This window comes from Sphingomonas zeicaulis, assembly GCF_050433225.1.
GTDB lineage: Bacteria > Pseudomonadota > Alphaproteobacteria > Sphingomonadales > Sphingomonadaceae > Sphingomonas_D > Sphingomonas_D zeicaulis.
Window position 1 is genome coordinate 197,505 of record NZ_JBNPXQ010000004.1, and the last position, 15,958, is coordinate 213,462.

Annotated in this window: 18 protein-coding genes; 17 read left to right on the forward strand and 1 reads right to left on the reverse strand. The window is 65.5% G+C overall.

The features are described from left to right. Window positions 1-71 precede the first annotated feature (71 nt). The 4 genes from FHS96_RS16120 (at window position 72) to FHS96_RS16135 (ending at window position 4,763) form a co-directional block, all read left to right on the forward strand. Window positions 72-1,370: a pyruvate dehydrogenase complex dihydrolipoamide acetyltransferase gene (locus FHS96_RS16120; protein ID WP_429593612.1), complete on the forward strand. Its 1,299-nt coding sequence runs from the start codon at window positions 72-74 to the stop codon at window positions 1,368-1,370. Window positions 1,371-1,518: 148 nt separating this feature from the next. After that, complete coding sequence (gene lpdA / locus FHS96_RS16125) at window positions 1,519-2,913, forward strand: dihydrolipoyl dehydrogenase (protein ID WP_429593614.1); 1,395 nt, start codon at window positions 1,519-1,521, stop codon at window positions 2,911-2,913. Next, window positions 2,913-3,359, forward strand: coding sequence for an MAPEG family protein (locus tag FHS96_RS16130; RefSeq protein WP_429593617.1), 447 nt, complete (start codon window positions 2,913-2,915; stop codon window positions 3,357-3,359). The genes lpdA and FHS96_RS16130 overlap by 1 nt, the downstream gene beginning before the upstream one ends. Window positions 3,360-3,488: 129 nt before the next feature. Continuing rightward, window positions 3,489-4,763 carry a Xaa-Pro dipeptidase gene (locus tag FHS96_RS16135; protein ID WP_429593620.1) on the forward strand — a complete coding sequence of 425 codons (1,275 nt, stop codon included), beginning with the start codon at window positions 3,489-3,491 and terminating at the stop codon, window positions 4,761-4,763. Between the two features lie 42 nt (window positions 4,764-4,805). Here FHS96_RS16135 and FHS96_RS16140 read toward each other — a convergent pair whose 3' ends face one another. Beyond that, on the reverse strand, window positions 4,806-6,455 hold the full coding sequence (locus tag FHS96_RS16140; protein WP_429593623.1) for a hypothetical protein: 1,650 nt from the start codon (window positions 6,453-6,455) through the stop codon (window positions 4,806-4,808). Window positions 6,456-6,649: 194 nt separating this feature from the next. Between FHS96_RS16140 and FHS96_RS16145 the strand changes: the two genes are divergently transcribed. The 13 genes from FHS96_RS16145 to rpsS all read left to right on the forward strand — a co-directional run bounded on the left by FHS96_RS16145 (window position 6,650) and on the right by rpsS (window position 15,955). After that, on the forward strand, window positions 6,650-7,264 hold the full coding sequence (locus tag FHS96_RS16145; RefSeq protein WP_429593626.1) for a phosphatase PAP2 family protein: 615 nt from the start codon (window positions 6,650-6,652) through the stop codon (window positions 7,262-7,264). 36 nt (window positions 7,265-7,300) lie between these two features. Further along, window positions 7,301-7,570 carry a hypothetical protein gene (locus tag FHS96_RS16150; RefSeq protein ID WP_429593629.1) on the forward strand — a complete coding sequence of 90 codons (270 nt, stop codon included), beginning with the start codon at window positions 7,301-7,303 and terminating at the stop codon, window positions 7,568-7,570. Window positions 7,571-7,711: 141 nt separating this feature from the next. After that, the gene (locus FHS96_RS16155) at window positions 7,712-7,951 is read left to right on the forward strand and encodes a hypothetical protein (protein ID WP_429593632.1); all 240 of its coding nucleotides are present in this window, start codon (window positions 7,712-7,714) and stop codon (window positions 7,949-7,951) included. Window positions 7,952-8,168: 217 nt separating this feature from the next. Further along, complete coding sequence (gene rpsL, locus FHS96_RS16160) at window positions 8,169-8,540, forward strand: 30S ribosomal protein S12 (RefSeq protein ID WP_025293896.1); 372 nt, start codon at window positions 8,169-8,171, stop codon at window positions 8,538-8,540. A gap of 53 nt (window positions 8,541-8,593) precedes the next feature. Next, on the forward strand, window positions 8,594-9,064 hold the full coding sequence (gene rpsG / locus FHS96_RS16165; protein WP_429593635.1) for a 30S ribosomal protein S7: 471 nt from the start codon (window positions 8,594-8,596) through the stop codon (window positions 9,062-9,064). Between the two features lie 79 nt (window positions 9,065-9,143). Then, window positions 9,144-11,219 carry an elongation factor G gene (gene fusA, locus FHS96_RS16170; RefSeq protein ID WP_429593637.1) on the forward strand — a complete coding sequence of 692 codons (2,076 nt, stop codon included), beginning with the start codon at window positions 9,144-9,146 and terminating at the stop codon, window positions 11,217-11,219. Between the two features lie 91 nt (window positions 11,220-11,310). Further along, a complete protein-coding gene (gene tuf / locus FHS96_RS16175) occupies window positions 11,311-12,501 on the forward strand; it encodes an elongation factor Tu (RefSeq protein WP_429593640.1) in 1,191 nt (396 codons plus the stop codon). Between the two features lie 125 nt (window positions 12,502-12,626). Continuing rightward, window positions 12,627-12,938: a 30S ribosomal protein S10 gene (gene rpsJ, locus FHS96_RS16180; protein WP_011952197.1), complete on the forward strand. Its 312-nt coding sequence runs from the start codon at window positions 12,627-12,629 to the stop codon at window positions 12,936-12,938. 204 nt (window positions 12,939-13,142) lie between these two features. Continuing rightward, entirely contained in the window at window positions 13,143-13,892 is a 750-nt protein-coding gene (gene rplC, locus FHS96_RS16185) for a 50S ribosomal protein L3 (protein WP_429593645.1), read from the forward strand. Between the two features lie 3 nt (window positions 13,893-13,895). After that, window positions 13,896-14,522: a 50S ribosomal protein L4 gene (gene rplD, locus FHS96_RS16190; RefSeq protein WP_429593647.1), complete on the forward strand. Its 627-nt coding sequence runs from the start codon at window positions 13,896-13,898 to the stop codon at window positions 14,520-14,522. Continuing rightward, window positions 14,515-14,829, forward strand: a complete 315-nt coding sequence (locus FHS96_RS16195; RefSeq protein ID WP_025293890.1) for a 50S ribosomal protein L23 — start codon at window positions 14,515-14,517, stop codon at window positions 14,827-14,829. Before rplD ends, FHS96_RS16195 begins: the two co-directional genes overlap by 8 nt. A gap of 10 nt (window positions 14,830-14,839) precedes the next feature. Beyond that, window positions 14,840-15,676: a 50S ribosomal protein L2 gene (gene rplB / locus FHS96_RS16200; protein ID WP_429593650.1), complete on the forward strand. Its 837-nt coding sequence runs from the start codon at window positions 14,840-14,842 to the stop codon at window positions 15,674-15,676. A 3-nt stretch (window positions 15,677-15,679) separates the two neighbouring features. Further along, the gene (gene rpsS / locus FHS96_RS16205) at window positions 15,680-15,955 is read left to right on the forward strand and encodes a 30S ribosomal protein S19 (protein WP_025293888.1); all 276 of its coding nucleotides are present in this window, start codon (window positions 15,680-15,682) and stop codon (window positions 15,953-15,955) included. The last annotated feature ends 3 nt before the right edge of the window (window positions 15,956-15,958 follow it).

Sequence of the window (15,958 nt, forward strand, 5' to 3'; positions counted from 1 at the left end):
GCTTGACCATTGACGGTGCTTTGGTCGAGAGGTGCCGCGACCAAAGCACTCGCCAAGGGAAGTCCAAGCCAATGCCGATCGAGCTCAAGATGCCCGCCCTGTCTCCGACGATGGAGGAGGGGACGCTGGCCAAGTGGCTGGTCAAGGAAGGTGACACGGTCAAGTCCGGCGACCTGCTCGCCGAGATCGAAACCGACAAGGCGACGATGGAATTCGAAGCCGTGGACGAGGGCACCATCCAGAAGATCCTCGTCGCCGAAGGGACCGACGGCGTGAAGGTCGGCGCCGTGATCGCGCTGATCGCCGGCGAGGGCGAGGATGCCTCCGCGCCTGCCGCCGCCCCCGCCGCCAAGTCCGAGCCCAAGCCCGAACCCGAAGTCGCCGCCAAGGCCGAGCCCGCCAAGGCGGCCGCGCCCGCCCCGGCCGCCGCTCCGGTGCCCGCGCGCGCCGCCGGGGAGCGCGTCAACGCCAGCCCGCTCGCGCGCCGCATCGCTGCCGCCAAGGGCGTCGACCTCGCCGGGGTGACCGGCTCCGGCCCGAACGGCCGAGTCGTGAAGGCCGACATCGAGGGCGCCAAGGCCGGTGCGCCCGCTGCTGCCGCCGCGGCGCCCGCTTCCGCTCCGGCCCCCGCCGCAGCGCCCGCGCCGGCTGCCGCTCCGGCGCCGGTCGTCGAGACCAGCATCCCGCACGAAGCGGTCAAGCTCAGCAACATGCGCAAGACGATCGCGCGCCGCCTGACCGAATCGAAGCAGCAGGTTCCGCACATCTACCTGACCGTCGACATCCGCCTCGACGCGCTGCTCAAGCTGCGCACCGAGCTGAATGCGGCGCTGGAGAGCCGCGGCGTTAAGCTGTCGGTCAACGACATGCTGATCAAGGCGCTCGCCGGCGCGCTGACCGAGGTGCCGGCCTGCAACGTCTCGATCTCGGGTGACACGCTGCTGAAGTTCAGCCGCGCTGACATCTCGGTGGCGGTGTCGATCCCCAACGGCCTGATCACCCCGATCATCGTCGGCGCCGAGGCCAAGGCGATGTCGGCGATCGCGACCGAGATGAAGGATCTCGCGGCCCGCGCCAAGGACGGCAAGCTGAAGCCAGAGGAATATCAGGGCGGCACCGCCAGCCTTTCCAACATGGGCATGTTCGGCATCAAGCAGTTCGAGGCGGTGATCAACCCGCCGCAGGGCATGATCATGGCGATCGGCGCCGGCGAGAAGCGCCCCTACATCGTCGACGACGCGCTGGGCGTGGCGACGGTGATGAGCGCGACCGGCAGCTTCGACCATCGTGCGATCGATGGTGCCGATGGCGCCCAGCTGATGAAGGCGTTCAAGACCCTCGTCGAGAACCCGCTCGCTTTGATCGCCTGAACCAAATCCGCCGCCGCGCTGCGCCCTGAAGCGCGGCCGGCGGCGGTTCCGTGCGCGGCCCCGCGCACCTGTTTTCTTCCCGGGGGGTGCGCATTACATCCCCCCACGCCAGCCCCCGCCAGCTGCGGCGGCTGTATCGGAGACTTCGATGGCTGACACCTACGACCTCATTGTGCTCGGCTCCGGCCCCGGCGGTTACGTCTCCGCGATCCGCGCGGCGCAGCTCGGCCTGAAGACGGCGATCGTCGAGCGCGAGAAGCTGGGCGGCATCTGCCTCAACTGGGGCTGCATCCCCACCAAGGCGCTGCTGCGCACCTCGGAAGTCTATCACTATATCACCCATGCCGACGCCTATGGCCTGTCGGTGGAGAAGCCTTCGTTCGATCTCGCCAAGGTCACGGAGCGCAGCCGCAAGGTCGCCGGGCAGCTCAATGCCGGCGTCAAGGGGCTGATGAAGAAGAACAAGATCACCGTCGTGGAGGGCGTCGGCGCGATCACCGGCAAGGGCAAGCTGGAAGTCACCAGCGGCAGCGGCAAGGTGCAGCTCGAAGCCAAGCACATCATCGTCGCCACCGGCGCGCGCGCGCGTGACCTGCCCTTCGCCAAGGCGGACGGCGATCGCATCTGGACATATCGCCACGCGATGGTGCCGCCGGCGATGCCGACAGACCTGCTCGTGATCGGCTCGGGCGCGATCGGCGTCGAGTTCGCCAGCTTCTATTCGGACATGGGCGCCAAGGTGACCATCGTCGAGATGCTCGACCGAATCGTGCCGGTGGAAGATGTCGAGGTCAGCGAGTTCATGACCAAGGCGCTGACCAAGCAGGGCATGACCATCCAGACCGGTGCCGGCGTCGAGAAGCTGGATGTCGCCAAGGACGGCGTCACCGCCTCGATCAAAGGCAAGGACGGCAAGGTCACCACGACCAAGTTCAGCCATGTCATCGTCGCGGTCGGCATCGTGCCGAACACCGAGAATATCGGCCTCGAGGCGCTGGGCGTGAAGACCGACCGCGGCCACATCGTGGTCGACGGCTTCGGCCGCACCAATGTCGAGGGCATCTATGCGATCGGCGACGTCACTGGCCCGCCGTGGCTGGCGCACAAGGCGAGCCACGAGGGCATCGTCTGCGTCGAGCAGATCGCCGGCAAGAACCCGCACCCGTTCGAGACCTGGAACATCCCGGGCTGCACCTATGCGCGTCCGCAGATCGCGTCGGTCGGCCTGACCGAGGCGAAGGCCAAGGAAGCCGGGCACAAGGTGAAGGTCGGCAAGTTCCCCTTCATCGGCAACGGCAAGGCGATCGCGCTGGGCGAGGCCGAAGGCTTCATCAAGACGGTGTTCGACGAGACCACCGGCGAGCTGCTCGGCGCACACATGATCGGTGCCGAGGTGACCGAGCTGATCCAGGGCTATGTGATCGCCCGCCAGCTCGAAACCACCGAGGAAGAGCTGATGCACACCGTGTTCGCGCACCCGACGCTCTCCGAAATGATGCATGAGAGCGTGCTGGGCGCCTACGACCGGGCACTGCACTTCTAGTGGCGGCCTTCTCGATCGTCTGGCCGACGATCGCGCTGGTCATGCTGACCTGGGCGGTGTGGTTTCGCATGTATCAGAAGCGCGTCGCGCATCTGAGGGCGAACCCGCCGACCGAGGACCAGTTCAGGACCAGCGAGGCGGCGCTGCGCTATTTCCAGCCCGTGGAAATGCCGGCGAACAACCTGGCCAATCTGTTCGAGATGCCGGTGCTCTATTTCGCACTGGTGCCTCTGCTGCTGACGACGGGGCATGCGACGGTGGCACAGACCATCCTCGCCTGCCTCTACGTCGTCTTCCGCGCGCTCCATAGCTGGGAGCATGTCGGCACCAACCGGGTGATGGCCCGGTTCCGCTGGTATCTGATGTCCTGCGCGGTGCTGATGGCGATGTGGATCGGCTTCACGATCGACTTCGCCGCGGCACATCTGGATGTGCTGAGGGGGTGACTCCCGGTTGTCCTCCCCGAGCTTCGCTCGGGGAGGACAATTGGTCCCACAACCCCCGTCGAAAAGCCGATTGCCGCCGCGCGCATTGCCTGCGACCACATGCCCTCGTTCGTATGGGGGACATCGGAGATGAAGCTGCTCGCCGCCGCCTGCCTGGCCGCCATCGCCTGCGCCGCACCGGCCAGTGCCGAAACCGTCGTCATCACCGCCGATCGCATGATCGACGTCATCGCCGGTAAGGTCGTCGAGCATCCCGCGGTGATGGTCACCGACGGGCGCATTACCAGCATCGCCGATGCGCGCACGGTGCGCTGGGGGGCGGACGTCCGCCATATCGACCTCAGCGGCAAGACCATCCTGCCGGGCTTCATCGACATGCACGTCCATCTCGACTCGAACCCGCTTTACGGCGGCTATACCGGGCTGCAGTTCACTGACCTGTTCTGGGCGGTGCAGGGCGTCGGCAATGCCAAGGCGATGCTCGACGCGGGCTTCACCACCGTGCGCAATGTCGGCTCGGAAAATTATTCGGATGTCGCCTACAAGCAGGCGATCGATGAGGGATTGATGGCCGGGCCGCGGATCGTCCCTGCGGCGCACGCGCTGGGAGCGACCGGCGGCCATTGCGACAGCACCTATCTGCCGCCCTCGTTCAAGGCGAAGGGCGTCGCGGTGGGCGACAGTCCGGCGGATTTCCGGCGGATCGTGCGCGAGCAGCGCAAATATGGCGCCGAGGTGATCAAAGTCTGCGCCACCGGCGGCGTCTTCTCGCGCAACACCGAACCCGGCCAGCAGCAGCTGAGCGAGGAGGAATTGCGCGCGATCGCCGACGAGGCGCATCAATGGGGCCTCAAGGTCGCCGCGCACGCGCATGGCGCGGCCGGCATCAAGGCGGCGATCCGCGCCGGCATCGACACGATCGAACATGCCAGCCTGATCGACGATGAGGGCATCCGCCTGGCGAAGGAGCGCGGCACCTGGCTGTCGATGGATATCTTCAACACCGACTACACCCAGTCGGAGGGCAAGAAGAACGGCGTGCTCGAGGATAATCTGCGCAAGGACCGCGAGGTGGCGCAGATCCAGCGCGACAATTTCCGCAAGGCGCATGCGGCGGGGGTGAAACTGGTATTCGGCACCGACGCCGGGGTGATGCCGCACGGCACCGCGGGCGGCCAGTTCCGGGTGATGGTGCACTATGGGATGACGCCGCTGGAAGCGATCCAGGCCGCGACGCGCGAGGCCGCGATTGCGCTGGGGCGTGAGAAGGATGTCGGCGCGATCGCGGCCGGCCGCTACGCGGATATCGTCGCGGTTGGCGGCGATCCGCTCGCGGACGTCGGCGAACTCGCCGATGTCGATGCCGTCATCAAGGGTGGCGTGCTGATCCGCCGCGCGGATTGAGGGAACGCCGGGGCGGCACGGCGCCGCCCCGGTGCCCCCACGTTACGCCACGCTTTCCGGTTCGCAGGCACGCTGCTTTTTCACTTCGCGGGCCTCGACGAACGGCGCCAGCCGCTTCTGGCCCGCGTCCAGCATCCGCCGTGCTTCCTCCAGCCCGGCTTTGGCGCCGGCGGCGGCAATGCGGTCGAGATCGTCCTGGATCTTTTCCAGCGATTCCAGGCCGACTTCGTTGGCGCGCACCGCGATCGCATTGACGATGCCGCCGAACACTGCGGTTGCATAGATGTCGATCGCCGCCGCCTCGAACGGGTCGAAAGGCAGATCCAGCTTCGGTTTCTCGATCAGTTCGATCACGTGGCGCGGCAGATGCGGGCTGACGATGTCGATGAACCACGCCGCCGATTGGCATTGCGGCGCGATCCGGCCCAGCGCGTCGCGCGCCTCGATGCCGATCACATAGATCAGCTCGGGGCGGATCCGCCGCAAGGTCGCGGCACGCTCGACGAAGTGGGGGATGGCGAGGATGATGAGCTGCCCCGCCTTCTTCATCCGTGCCTGCCGTTCCTTCGGCGCCAGCCACACCGCCACGTTGCGGAAATAAGCGAGGATATCCTTGTACTCGTCGCCATTTTCCGCGCGCAGGCCGTTGAGGTTGACGTTGAACCAGTGGTGCCAGGTCGAATCGACCAGCACGCGGCCGCGGTCCGCCGCGGGCTTGTGGCCGTCCCACGCGCCGATCAAGCCAAAGGCACGATCGTCGGTGATGGTGTAGCCGCTTTTGGTTCGGCCCACGACATTGTGGCCGTGCGCGATGATCTCCACCTCGACGCCGCCGGGATACTCGTTGGCGAAGGCGGCGTTGGGCTTGATGCAGTCGCCCTCATGCGGGTGATCGGGCAGCACCTTGATCGCGCCGCGCGGCCCGCACAGCACCGGGTGCGGGAATTTGTAGCGTGCCCAGGGGCGCCACAGCCGGTGGCCGAAGCGGTAGTTGGGATGAATCGGCTGCGGTGCGCCGTCGGATTCCGATCCGCCATTGGGCGGGCCGCCGGGGAAGGCGGGTTGCTGGGTGTCGTTGCGGGTAAGATCCGCATTGTCCGGCGCGCGCTCCATGCCGGCAGGCGGGGCAGGGAAGTCGAACCACCATTTGCGCATCGAGCGCACGCGCTGGATGCCGCCGCACAGGCCGAGGCCGAGATCCTCATGGTCGCCCATCGCGAGCACGCCGCCGCCGGCGTCCATGAATTTGTGGATCTCGTCGATCTCGCCCGCCGAGAGATAGGGATTGCCCGGGGTGTAGCCGAACAGCCAGAGTTCGTCGAAATCGTCGAGGCTGCCGGGATTGAAATGGAAATCGTCATAGCCCGGGGTGACGCCTGCCGCATTGTTGCGATGGGCGCGCACGAATTCGAAGCGGGCATAGGACGGATGGTCGGGATGCGACGGGTCGAACGCGTCCTGCAGCGCAAGACCCAGCGAAAATCCGCTGGCGGTGTCGTAGGCGGATCCGTCGCTCATCACCAGCACGCGCACCTTGGCGGGGCCGTAACGGATGTTGAGGTGGACGGGGCGCTCGAATTCGAAGCGCGGACGGCGTTCGAACTGAGGCAGGCCGGGGAAGGGGATCGGAAAATCCGGCAGCGGGGGAATCGGCGCGTCGGGAATCGGTCGGTCAAACGCAAACTGTGCCATGATGGCCTCCAGGCTGGCATATCGAGAGCGCAAGCCATCCTGCGCGGCGACGACCTGCTCGCGCGCGCTGTCCGTTGATCCGGGTCTGAAGCTTGCGACCAGGATAATCGCCGATTCGCGGTGCAGATTATAGGATGTTTGCGACGTAACCCTTCGCCGCTTGCCTTGCGGCCGCGCAGCCGGTTGAAGGGGGGATGAGTCCTGCTCTTCCCCCCGCCGTCGCAGGCGCGCTCTGCATCGCGCTGTCGCTCCTCATCGGCTTTTCGCTCGGGGCGACGCCGATCGTGTCGGCCGATCTCTGGCTGATCGAACAGGGCTCGGCGTTGCGTGCGAACGCCGAGCTGTGGATCGCCTTCACCAGGATCGGTGACGCGCCTGCGCGCATCGGCTTCGCGATCGTCGCGGTCGTGCTGCTGCTGGTCCGGCGCCGGGCGGCCGCCGCGGCGCTGCTGCCGCTGGCGACATTGATCGAAACGGTGCTGACGAGCGGGCTGAAGCTCGCCTTCGCCCGGCCGCGCCCGGCGCTGCTCGACCATCTCGACAGCGTGACGAGCCTCAGTTTCCCAAGCGGCCATGCCGCGCACAACATGGCGCTGTGGCTCCTCGGCGCGCTGCTGCTCGCGCCGAACCGGCGCTGGGCGGTGGCCGCCGCGCTGGTCGTGCCGCTGCTGGTGGGCATGTCGCGCGTCGTGCTGGGCGTCCACTGGCCCAGCGACGTCCTGGCAGGCTGGCTGTTCGGAGGCGGCGTCGCGCTGCTCGCTGCCTCGATCCAGCGCCGTTCCGGAACCAACACGCCCGCCGCGGCTTGAGCACCGCGCGACGATGCCGTCGCCGAGGAGAATGGAATGATCAGGCTTGTCGGTTCGGCCGCGCTGCTCGCGGCGTCGCTTTCGCTTTCGGCCTGCGGTGACAAGGGCGACGAGGCGGTCGCCGAGAATCTCGAAAGCCAGTACGACAATCTTGCCGACCAGCAGGATGCGATGGCCGCCAACGCGACCAACGAGCGCGCCGAGAGCGACTATGCCGCCAACGCCGCCGAACTGCGTGACCAGGGCGATGACGCCGCCGAATCGGCGAGGGATCCCGATCATGATGGGGGCGCCGCGGCGAATTAATCGCGCCGGATGAGCCGGCTGCATCAAGCCGCGGTTCATGTTCTGCCGCCGGCAAGTGATTCAGGTCACAGCCTCGCGCGCGAGTCGGATGCTAGCCCTTGCACAGGCCGCTGGAGAAGGACTGTGGCGAGGGAATGGGCGATGCCGACAGATGACAGGAGTTGGGCATCGATCGCGCTCGGCCGGCTCGATGCCTGGCGCGAGCGGCGGCGATCCGACCAGATCCGGGCGCTGTCCGAGGAACATCTCGAGCGTGCGTTGCGTCGGACGGCGGCATCGATGATGCTGGAGCCGGAAGGCTCGCCGGGGCGCGAACGCGCGGTGCAGACGCACCGCGCGATGCTGACGGAACGGTTGCGGCGCAGGGGGTTCGACCTCTAGAATCCTTTGGGTGCCCCCGTTGACCGGGTGGGCCACCGTCGCTATAGGCGCCGCTGCCCGAAGGAGGGTGTGCGTTCGCGCGACTCCCAATCGGGCTTTTGAGCTTGAACATTGCTGGGTGCATGTGAGGGCCAAGGGGGCCGTAAGGCCGCCGGGGCGCTTTTGTATTGGGTTTGAACGGGCTCCAGCAAAGTAACCAGAGAAGGTGAAGGGCTTCATGCCTACGATTAACCAGTTGGTCCGCAAGGGCCGCGAACTGCAGAAGGTCAAGTCGAAGGTTCCTGCCATGGAGCAGAACCCGCAGAAGCGTGGTGTTTGCACCCGCGTCTACACGACGACCCCGAAGAAGCCGAACTCGGCGCTTCGCAAGGTGGCCAAGATCCGTCTGACCAACAAGCGCGAAGTCATCAGCTACATTCCGGGCGAAGGCCACAACCTGCAGGAGCACTCCGTCGTGCTCATCCGCGGCGGCCGTGTGCGCGACCTTCCCGGCGTGCGTTATCACGTGCTTCGCGGCGTGCTCGACACCCAGGGTGTCAAGAACCGCAAGCAGTCCCGCTCCAAGTACGGCGCCAAGCGTCCGAAGTAAGCCGGCCGGCGCATTGTCCGGCCACCAGGGCTGAAGTTTAGAAGGAAAATCAGATGGCTCGTCGTCGTCGTCCCGAGAAGCGGGAAATCCTGCCCGATCCCAAGTTTGGGGATGTGGTGCTTTCGAAGTTCATGAACAGCGTGATGCTCGACGGCAAGAAGTCCGTCGCCGAGGGCATCGTCTATGGCGCGCTGGAAACCATCGAGAACCGCGCGAAGCGCGAGCCGCTCGGCGTGTTCCATGATGCGCTCAACAATGTGAAGCCGGGCATCGAGGTCCGCAGCCGCCGCGTCGGCGGTGCGACCTATCAGGTGCCGGTGGAAGTGCGCGTCGAGCGCGCGCAGGCGCTGGCGATCCGCTGGCTGATCTCGGCGGCGCGTTCGCGCAGCGAGAACACCATGTCGGCGCGCCTTTCGGGCGAATTGCTCGATGCCGCGAACAATCGCGGCAACGCCGTGAAGAAGCGCGAGGACACGCACCGCATGGCTGAAGCGAACCGCGCCTTCAGCCACTATCGCTGGTGATCTGGTCCGCCTGACCGCGAACACCTATATCTGGGGAGCCGGACCGTCCGGCTCCCCACATTGCTAAGGAAACCACGTCATGGCCCGCAGCCATCCGCTCGAACGCTATCGCAACATCGGCATCATGGCGCACATCGATGCCGGCAAGACGACCACGACCGAGCGCATCCTCTACTACACCGGCAAGTCCTACAAGATCGGCGAAGTGCATGAAGGCACCGCGACGATGGACTGGATGGAGCAGGAGCAGGAGCGGGGCATCACGATCACGTCGGCTGCGACCACGTGCTTCTGGAACGACCACCGCATCAACATCATCGACACCCCCGGCCACGTCGACTTCACCATCGAAGTCGAGCGTTCGCTGCGCGTGCTCGACGGTGCGGTTGCGTGCTTCGACGGCGTTGCCGGCGTTGAGCCGCAGTCCGAGACCGTGTGGCGCCAGGCCGAGAAGTATCGCGTGCCGCGCATGTGCTTCGTCAACAAGCTGGACCGCACCGGCGCCAATTTCGAGCGCTGCGTCGAGATGATCAAGGATCGCCTCGGTGCCCGTCCGCTCGTCCTCTATCTCCCGATCGGCATCGAGGGCGGCTTCAAGGGCCTCGTCGACCTGGTCGAGAACCGCGCGATCATCTGGCTCGAGGAGAGCCTGGGTGCGAAGTTCGAATATCGCGACATCCCCGATGACCTCAAGGATGCCGCGGAAGCCGCGCGCCTGGAGCTGATCGAGGCCGCCGTCGAGCAGGACGACGTCGCGATGGAGAAGTTCTTCGAGGGCGAGGAGCCCGATGCGGCGACGCTCAAGAAGCTGATCCGCAAGGGCACGCTGAACTTCTCGTTCGTGCCGGTGCTGTGCGGCTCGGCGTTCAAGAACAAGGGTGTGCAGCCCCTGCTCGACGCCGTCGTCGACTATCTGCCGAGCCCGCTGGACATTCCGCCGGTCGAAGGCCTGAAGCTGGACGGCGAGACCGCCGACAGCCGCAAGGCTGACGATGCCGAGCCGTTCTCGGCGCTGGCGTTCAAGATCATGAACGACCCGTTCGTCGGCACGCTGACCTTCGCCCGCATCTATTCCGGCAAGCTCGAGAGCGCGTCGGTGGTGATGAACTCGGTGAAGGACAAGAAGGAAAAGGTCGGCCGCATGCTGCTGATGCATGCGAACAGCCGCGAGGACATCGACGTCGCCTATGCGGGTGACATCGTTGCGCTTGCCGGTCTCAAGGACACCACGACGGGTGACACGCTGTGCGCCCAGAACGCGCCGATCATCCTCGAGCGCATGGAGTTCCCGGAGCCGGTGATCGAGGTCGCGGTGGAGCCGAAGACCAAGGCGGACCAGGAGAAGATGGGCGTCGCGCTCAATCGTCTCGCCCGCGAGGATCCGTCGTTCCGCGTGACCAGCGACCATGAATCGGGCCAGACCATCATCAAGGGGATGGGCGAACTCCACCTCGAGATCCTGGTCGACCGCATGAAGCGCGAGTTCAAGGTCGAGGCGAATGTCGGTGCGCCGCAGGTGGCGTATCGCGAGTATCTCGCGAAGCCGGTCGAGCTGACCTACACCCACAAGAAGCAGTCGGGCGGCTCGGGCCAGTTCGGCGAGGTCAAGGTGCAGGTGAAGCCGGGCGAGCGTGGTTCGGGCTTCGTGTTCTTCGACGAGATCAAGGGCGGCAACATCCCGCGCGAATATATCCCGTCGGTCGAGAAGGGCATGCGCGAGACCGCCGAGACCGGATCGCTGATCGGCTTCCCGATCATCGACTTCGAAGTGCACCTGATCGACGGCAAGTATCACGACGTCGACTCGTCGGCGCTCGCGTTCGAAATCTGCGCGCGTGGCGCGATGCGTGAAGCGGCCCAGAAGGCCGGCATCAAGCTGCTCGAGCCGATCATGAAGGTCGAGGTCGTTACCCCGGAGGATTATCTGGGCGACGTCATCGGCGACATGAACAGCCGTCGTGGGCAGATCCAGGGCACCGACAGCCGCGGCAACGCACAGGTCGTCGAGGCCATGGTGCCGCTCGCGAACATGTTCGGCTATGTGAACCAGCTCCGCTCGTTCACCCAGGGCCGTGCACAGTACACGATGCAGTTCTCGCATTATGACGAGGTGCCCGCCAACGTCGCCGACGAAGTGAAGGCGAAGCTGGCGTAATCCATAAATCATCGCTAAGGGCGCCGTTCCGCCGCGCGGCGGCGCGCCCGAATCGCGACGAACATCGAGTTGAGAAGAAGGTAGGACAGACATGGCGAAAGCTAAATTCGAGCGGAACAAGCCGCACGTGAACATCGGCACCATCGGTCACGTCGACCATGGTAAGACCTCGCTGACCGCTGCCATCACCAAGGTGCTGGCCGAGACGGGCGGCGCGACGTTCGTCGACTATGCGAACATCGACAAGGCGCCGGAAGAGCGCGAGCGCGGCATCACCATCTCGACCGCGCACGTCGAGTATGAGACGGCCGACCGCCACTATGCGCACGTCGATTGCCCGGGCCACGCCGACTATGTGAAGAACATGATCACCGGTGCGGCGCAGATGGACGGCGCGATCCTGGTCGTTTCGGCCACCGACGGCCCGATGCCGCAGACCAAGGAGCACATCCTGCTCGCCAAGCAGGTCGGCGTGCCGACCATGGTCGTCTTCATGAACAAGGTCGACCAGGTCGACGATCCCGAGATCCTGGAGCTCGTCGAGCTCGAGATCCGTGAAGAGCTGTCGAAGCGCGACTTCCCGGGCGACGATATTCCGATCATCAAGGGTTCGGCTCTGGCCGCTCTCGAGGGCAGCAACGACGAGATCGGCAAGAAGGCGATCCTCGAGCTGATGGCCGCCGTCGACAGCTTCATCCCGCAGCCCGAGCGTCCGCTCGACAAGCCGTTCCTGATGCCGATCGAAGACGTGTTCTCGATCTCGGGCCGCGGCACCGTCGTGACCGGCCGCGTCGAGACCGGCATCGTCAAGGTTGGCGAGGAAGTCGAGATCGTCGGCATCAAGGACACCCGCAAGACCGTCGTGACCGGCGTCGAAATGTTCCGCAAGCTGCTCGACCAGGGCCAGGCCGGCGACAACATCGGTGCGCTGATCCGCGGCGTCGGCCGTGAAGAGGTCGAGCGTGGCCAGGTTCTCTGCAAGCCGGGTTCGATCAAGCCGCACACCGAGTTCAGCTCGGAAGTGTACGTCCTGTCGAAGGACGAAGGCGGCCGTCACACGCCGTTCTTCGCGAACTACCGTCCGCAGTTCTACTTCCGCACGACGGACGTGACCGGCGAGGTCGTTCTCCCCGAGGGCACCGAGATGGTGATGCCGGGCGACAACGTGCAGCTCGGCGTCAAGCTGATCGCCCCGATCGCTATGGATCAGGGTCTGCGCTTCGCCATCCGTGAAGGCGGTCGTACCGTCGGCGCGGGGGTTGTGGCGACGATCACAAAGTAATATAGGGCTGCTACCGCGCGATTCTCTCACGGGAGTCGCGCGGTTGCGCTTTTAAGGTTTTTCGCCCGAATCGGAAACCGAAGAGGTTTTCGAGACGGGCTTGGCTCTTTCGCATCGGTTGGGACATGGAAACGCAGAATATCCGTATTCGCCTCAAGGCTTTTGATCACCGCGTGCTCGATCAGGCTACTGGCGACATTGCAGACACCGCCCGCCGCACGGGCGCGCTCATTCGCGGTCCGATCCCCCTGCCGACGCGCATCGAAAAGTTCACTGTGAACCGCGGTCCGCACATCGACAAGAAGTCGCGCGAGCAGTTCGAGGTGAGGACGTACAAGCGGCTGCTGGATATCGTGCAGCCCACGCCGCAGACGGTCGACGCGCTGATGAAGCTCGACCTCGCCGCAGGCGTCGACGTCGAGATCAAGCTGGCCTGAGCCGGCTCGGCATAACGGGATACCGAACGGCGGCACTTTAGGGTGCCGACGTTGTCCGAGTCCCCACCGCCGCCTCCTTCGGGAAAGCGGCATCCAGCCCAGGTGGGGGCACTCGGTTGAATTGGGCTGGGCTTCGGGAAACCGGAGCTTTTTTCGTTGGTACGCTCGCCGCTAACGCGAGCCTATGCAGAAGGGAACCAGATCATGCGCACTGGCGTGATCGCGAAGAAAATGGGCATGACGCGCCTGTTCAAGGACGATGGACGGCACGTGCCGGTCACCGTCCTCAGCCTCGAAGGCTGCCAGGTCGTCGCTCGCAAGGAAACCGCCACGGACGGCTATGTCGCCGTTCAGCTCGGCGCCGGCGTCGCCAAGGCGAAGAATGTCGCCAAGCCGCAGCGCGGCCACTTCGGCAAGGCCGAAGTCGAGCCGAAGGCGGAGATTGCCGAATTCCGCGTTGCCGAGGATGCGCTCCTCGACGTTGGCGCTTGGCTCTCGGCCGATCATTTCGTGTCGGGCCAGTATGTCGACATCACCGGCCACACCCAGGGTAAGGGTTTTGCCGGCGCGATGAAGCGCTGGGGCTTCGGTGGTCTGCGCGCGACGCACGGCGTTTCGGTCTCGCACCGTTCGCACGGTTCGACGGGTAACCGCCAGGATCCGGGCCGCGTCTTCAAGAACAAGAAGATGGCCGGTCACATGGGCGACCGTCAGCGCACCCAGCAGAACCTCGAGGTCGTCTCGACCGACGTCGAGCGCGGCCTGATCTTCGTGAAGGGTTCGGTTCCCGGTCACAAGGGCACCTGGCTGCTCGTCAAGGATGCGGTGAAGGTGCCGCGCCATGCCGAGGCGCCGTATCCCGCCGGCCTGAAGGCCGCCAATTCCAACGCTCCCGCCGACACGCCCGCCGAGGATGTGGCTGCGGTTGAAGCGACCGAAGGCCAGGAGGGCTAAGTCGTGAAGGTCAAGGTTCAGAACCTGGATGCCAGCGAAAACGGCGACATCGATCTCAACGACGAGATCTTCGGTGTCGAGCCGCGTGCGGACATCCTCCACCGGGTCGTGACCTGGCAGCTCGAAAAGCGTCGCGGTACCGCCCGCGGCACGCGCGAGCGCAGCGATGTTGCCCGTTCCGGCAAGAAGCTGGGTCGCCAGAAGGGCGGCGGTACCGCCCGTCACGGCGATCGCCGCGCGCCGATCTTCGTCGGCGGTGGTAAGGCCCACGGCGCCCGCGTTCGCGACTTCAACCCGTCGCTGAACAAGAAGGTCCGCGTGCTCGGCCTCAAGATGGCGTTGTCGTCGAAGGCGAAGGCCGGCCAGCTGATCATCATGGACTCGCTGACCGTGCAGGACGGCAAGACCAAGGCGCTCGCAGCCGATCTCGCCAAGCTGGGCTTCGGCAAGAGCGCGCTGGTGATCGACGGTGACGCGGTGGAGCAGAGCTTCGCCCGCGCGTCGGCCAACCTGGTGGCGATCAACGTTCTGCCGGCGATCGGCGCGAACGTGTACGATATCCTTAAAGCTGACACGCTGGTGCTGACCCGCGCGGCTGTCGAAAAGCTGGAGGCGCGGTTCAATGGCTAAGAAGCAGGCGGGCGCCGTCGACCTTCGTCACTACGACGTCGTTGTCGCGCCCCACATCACCGAGAAGTCGACGCTTCTCTCCGAGCACAATGCGGTCGTCTTCAAGGTGGCCGGCGACGCGACCAAGCCGCAGATCAAGGCTGCGGTCGAGGCGCTGTTCAATGTGACGGTCACGGGCGTCAACACGATCGTCCAGAAGGGCAAGACCAAGCGCTGGAAGGGTGAGGCCTACCGTCGCTCGGACGTCAAGAAGGCGATCGTGACGCTGGCCGAAGGCCAGTCGATCGACGTCACCACCGGTATTTGAGGCGGGATAGATGGCACTCAAGCACTATAACCCGACGAGCCCGGCCCGCCGCGGCCTGATCCTCGTCGACCGCTCGGCGCTGCACAAGGGCAAGCCCGTCAAGGCGCTGACCGAAGGCAAGCGCAAGACCGGTGGCCGCAACAACAAGGGCCATGTCACCTCGCGCGGCATCGCCGGCGGCCACAAGCAGCGCTATCGCATCGTCGATTTCAAGCGCCGCAAGTGGGACGTCGAGGCGACCGTCGAGCGTCTGGAATATGACCCGAACCGCACCGCGTTCATCGCGCTCGTCAAGTATGACGACGGTGAGCTCGCCTACATCCTGGCGCCGCAGCGCCTGGCGGTCGGCGACAAGGTGATCGCCGGCAAGAAGACCGACGTGAAACCGGGCAATGCCATGGAACTGGGCCAGATGCCGGTCGGCACCATCGTCCACAACGTGGAGATGAAGCCGGGCAAGGGCGGTCAGATCTCGCGTTCCGCCGGCACCTATGTGCAGGTCGTCGGTCGTGACCGCGGTCTCGTGATCGTCCGCCTGAACTCGGGCGAGCAGCGCTACCTGCGCGGCGATTGCATGGCGACCGTCGGCGCGGTGTCGAACCCGGACAACGCCAACCAGAACCTCGCGAAGGCCGGCCGCAACCGCTGGCTGGGCCGCCGCCCGCTGACGCGTGGTGTCGCGAAGAACCCGGTCGACCACCCGCATGGCGGTGGCGAGGGCCGGACCTCGGGCGGCCGTCACCCGGTCACCCCGTGGGGCAAGCCGACCAAGGGCGCGCGCACGCGCAACAACAAGTCGACGGACAAGATGATCATCCGGTCCCGTCACGCGAAGAAGAAGAGGTAAGTCATGGCCCGTTCCATCTGGAAAGGTCCGTTCGTCGACCTGCATCTGCTGAAGAAGGCGGAGACGGCTCAGGACACCAACGCGCGTGCACCGATCAAGACCTGGTCGCGCCGTTCGACGATCCTTCCGACGTTCGTTGGCCTGACGTTCAACGTCTACAACGGTCGCAAGTTCGTTCCGGTCTCGGTCAACGAGGATATGGTGGGTCACAAGCTCGGCGAGTTCGCACCCACGCGCTACTTCCCCGGCCACGCGGCCGACAAGAAGGGCAAGAGGTAAGCG

Bases quoted from the DNA above. Each gene is read 5' to 3' on its own strand.
- rplC (WP_429593645.1), top strand. From the start codon at position 13,143: ATGCGCACTGGCGTGATCGCGAAGAAAATGGGCATGACGCGCCTGTTC.
- rpsS (WP_025293888.1), top strand. From the start codon at position 15,680: ATGGCCCGTTCCATCTGGAAAGGTCCGTTCGTCGACCTGCATCTGCTG.
- tuf (WP_429593640.1), top strand. From the start codon at position 11,311: ATGGCGAAAGCTAAATTCGAGCGGAACAAGCCGCACGTGAACATCGGC.
- rplB (WP_429593650.1), top strand. From the start codon at position 14,840: ATGGCACTCAAGCACTATAACCCGACGAGCCCGGCCCGCCGCGGCCTG.
- FHS96_RS16145 (WP_429593626.1), top strand. From the start codon at position 6,650: ATGAGTCCTGCTCTTCCCCCCGCCGTCGCAGGCGCGCTCTGCATCGCG.
- rpsL (WP_025293896.1), top strand. From the start codon at position 8,169: ATGCCTACGATTAACCAGTTGGTCCGCAAGGGCCGCGAACTGCAGAAG.
- FHS96_RS16120 (WP_429593612.1), top strand. From the start codon at position 72: ATGCCGATCGAGCTCAAGATGCCCGCCCTGTCTCCGACGATGGAGGAG.
- lpdA (WP_429593614.1), top strand. From the start codon at position 1,519: ATGGCTGACACCTACGACCTCATTGTGCTCGGCTCCGGCCCCGGCGGT.
- FHS96_RS16155 (WP_429593632.1), top strand. From the start codon at position 7,712: ATGCCGACAGATGACAGGAGTTGGGCATCGATCGCGCTCGGCCGGCTC.
- FHS96_RS16195 (WP_025293890.1), top strand. From the start codon at position 14,515: ATGGCTAAGAAGCAGGCGGGCGCCGTCGACCTTCGTCACTACGACGTC.
- rpsJ (WP_011952197.1), top strand. From the start codon at position 12,627: ATGGAAACGCAGAATATCCGTATTCGCCTCAAGGCTTTTGATCACCGC.
- fusA (WP_429593637.1), top strand. From the start codon at position 9,144: ATGGCCCGCAGCCATCCGCTCGAACGCTATCGCAACATCGGCATCATG.
- FHS96_RS16150 (WP_429593629.1), top strand. From the start codon at position 7,301: ATGATCAGGCTTGTCGGTTCGGCCGCGCTGCTCGCGGCGTCGCTTTCG.
- FHS96_RS16135 (WP_429593620.1), top strand. From the start codon at position 3,489: ATGAAGCTGCTCGCCGCCGCCTGCCTGGCCGCCATCGCCTGCGCCGCA.
- rpsG (WP_429593635.1), top strand. From the start codon at position 8,594: ATGGCTCGTCGTCGTCGTCCCGAGAAGCGGGAAATCCTGCCCGATCCC.
- FHS96_RS16140 (WP_429593623.1), bottom strand. From the start codon at position 6,455: ATGGCACAGTTTGCGTTTGACCGACCGATTCCCGACGCGCCGATTCCC.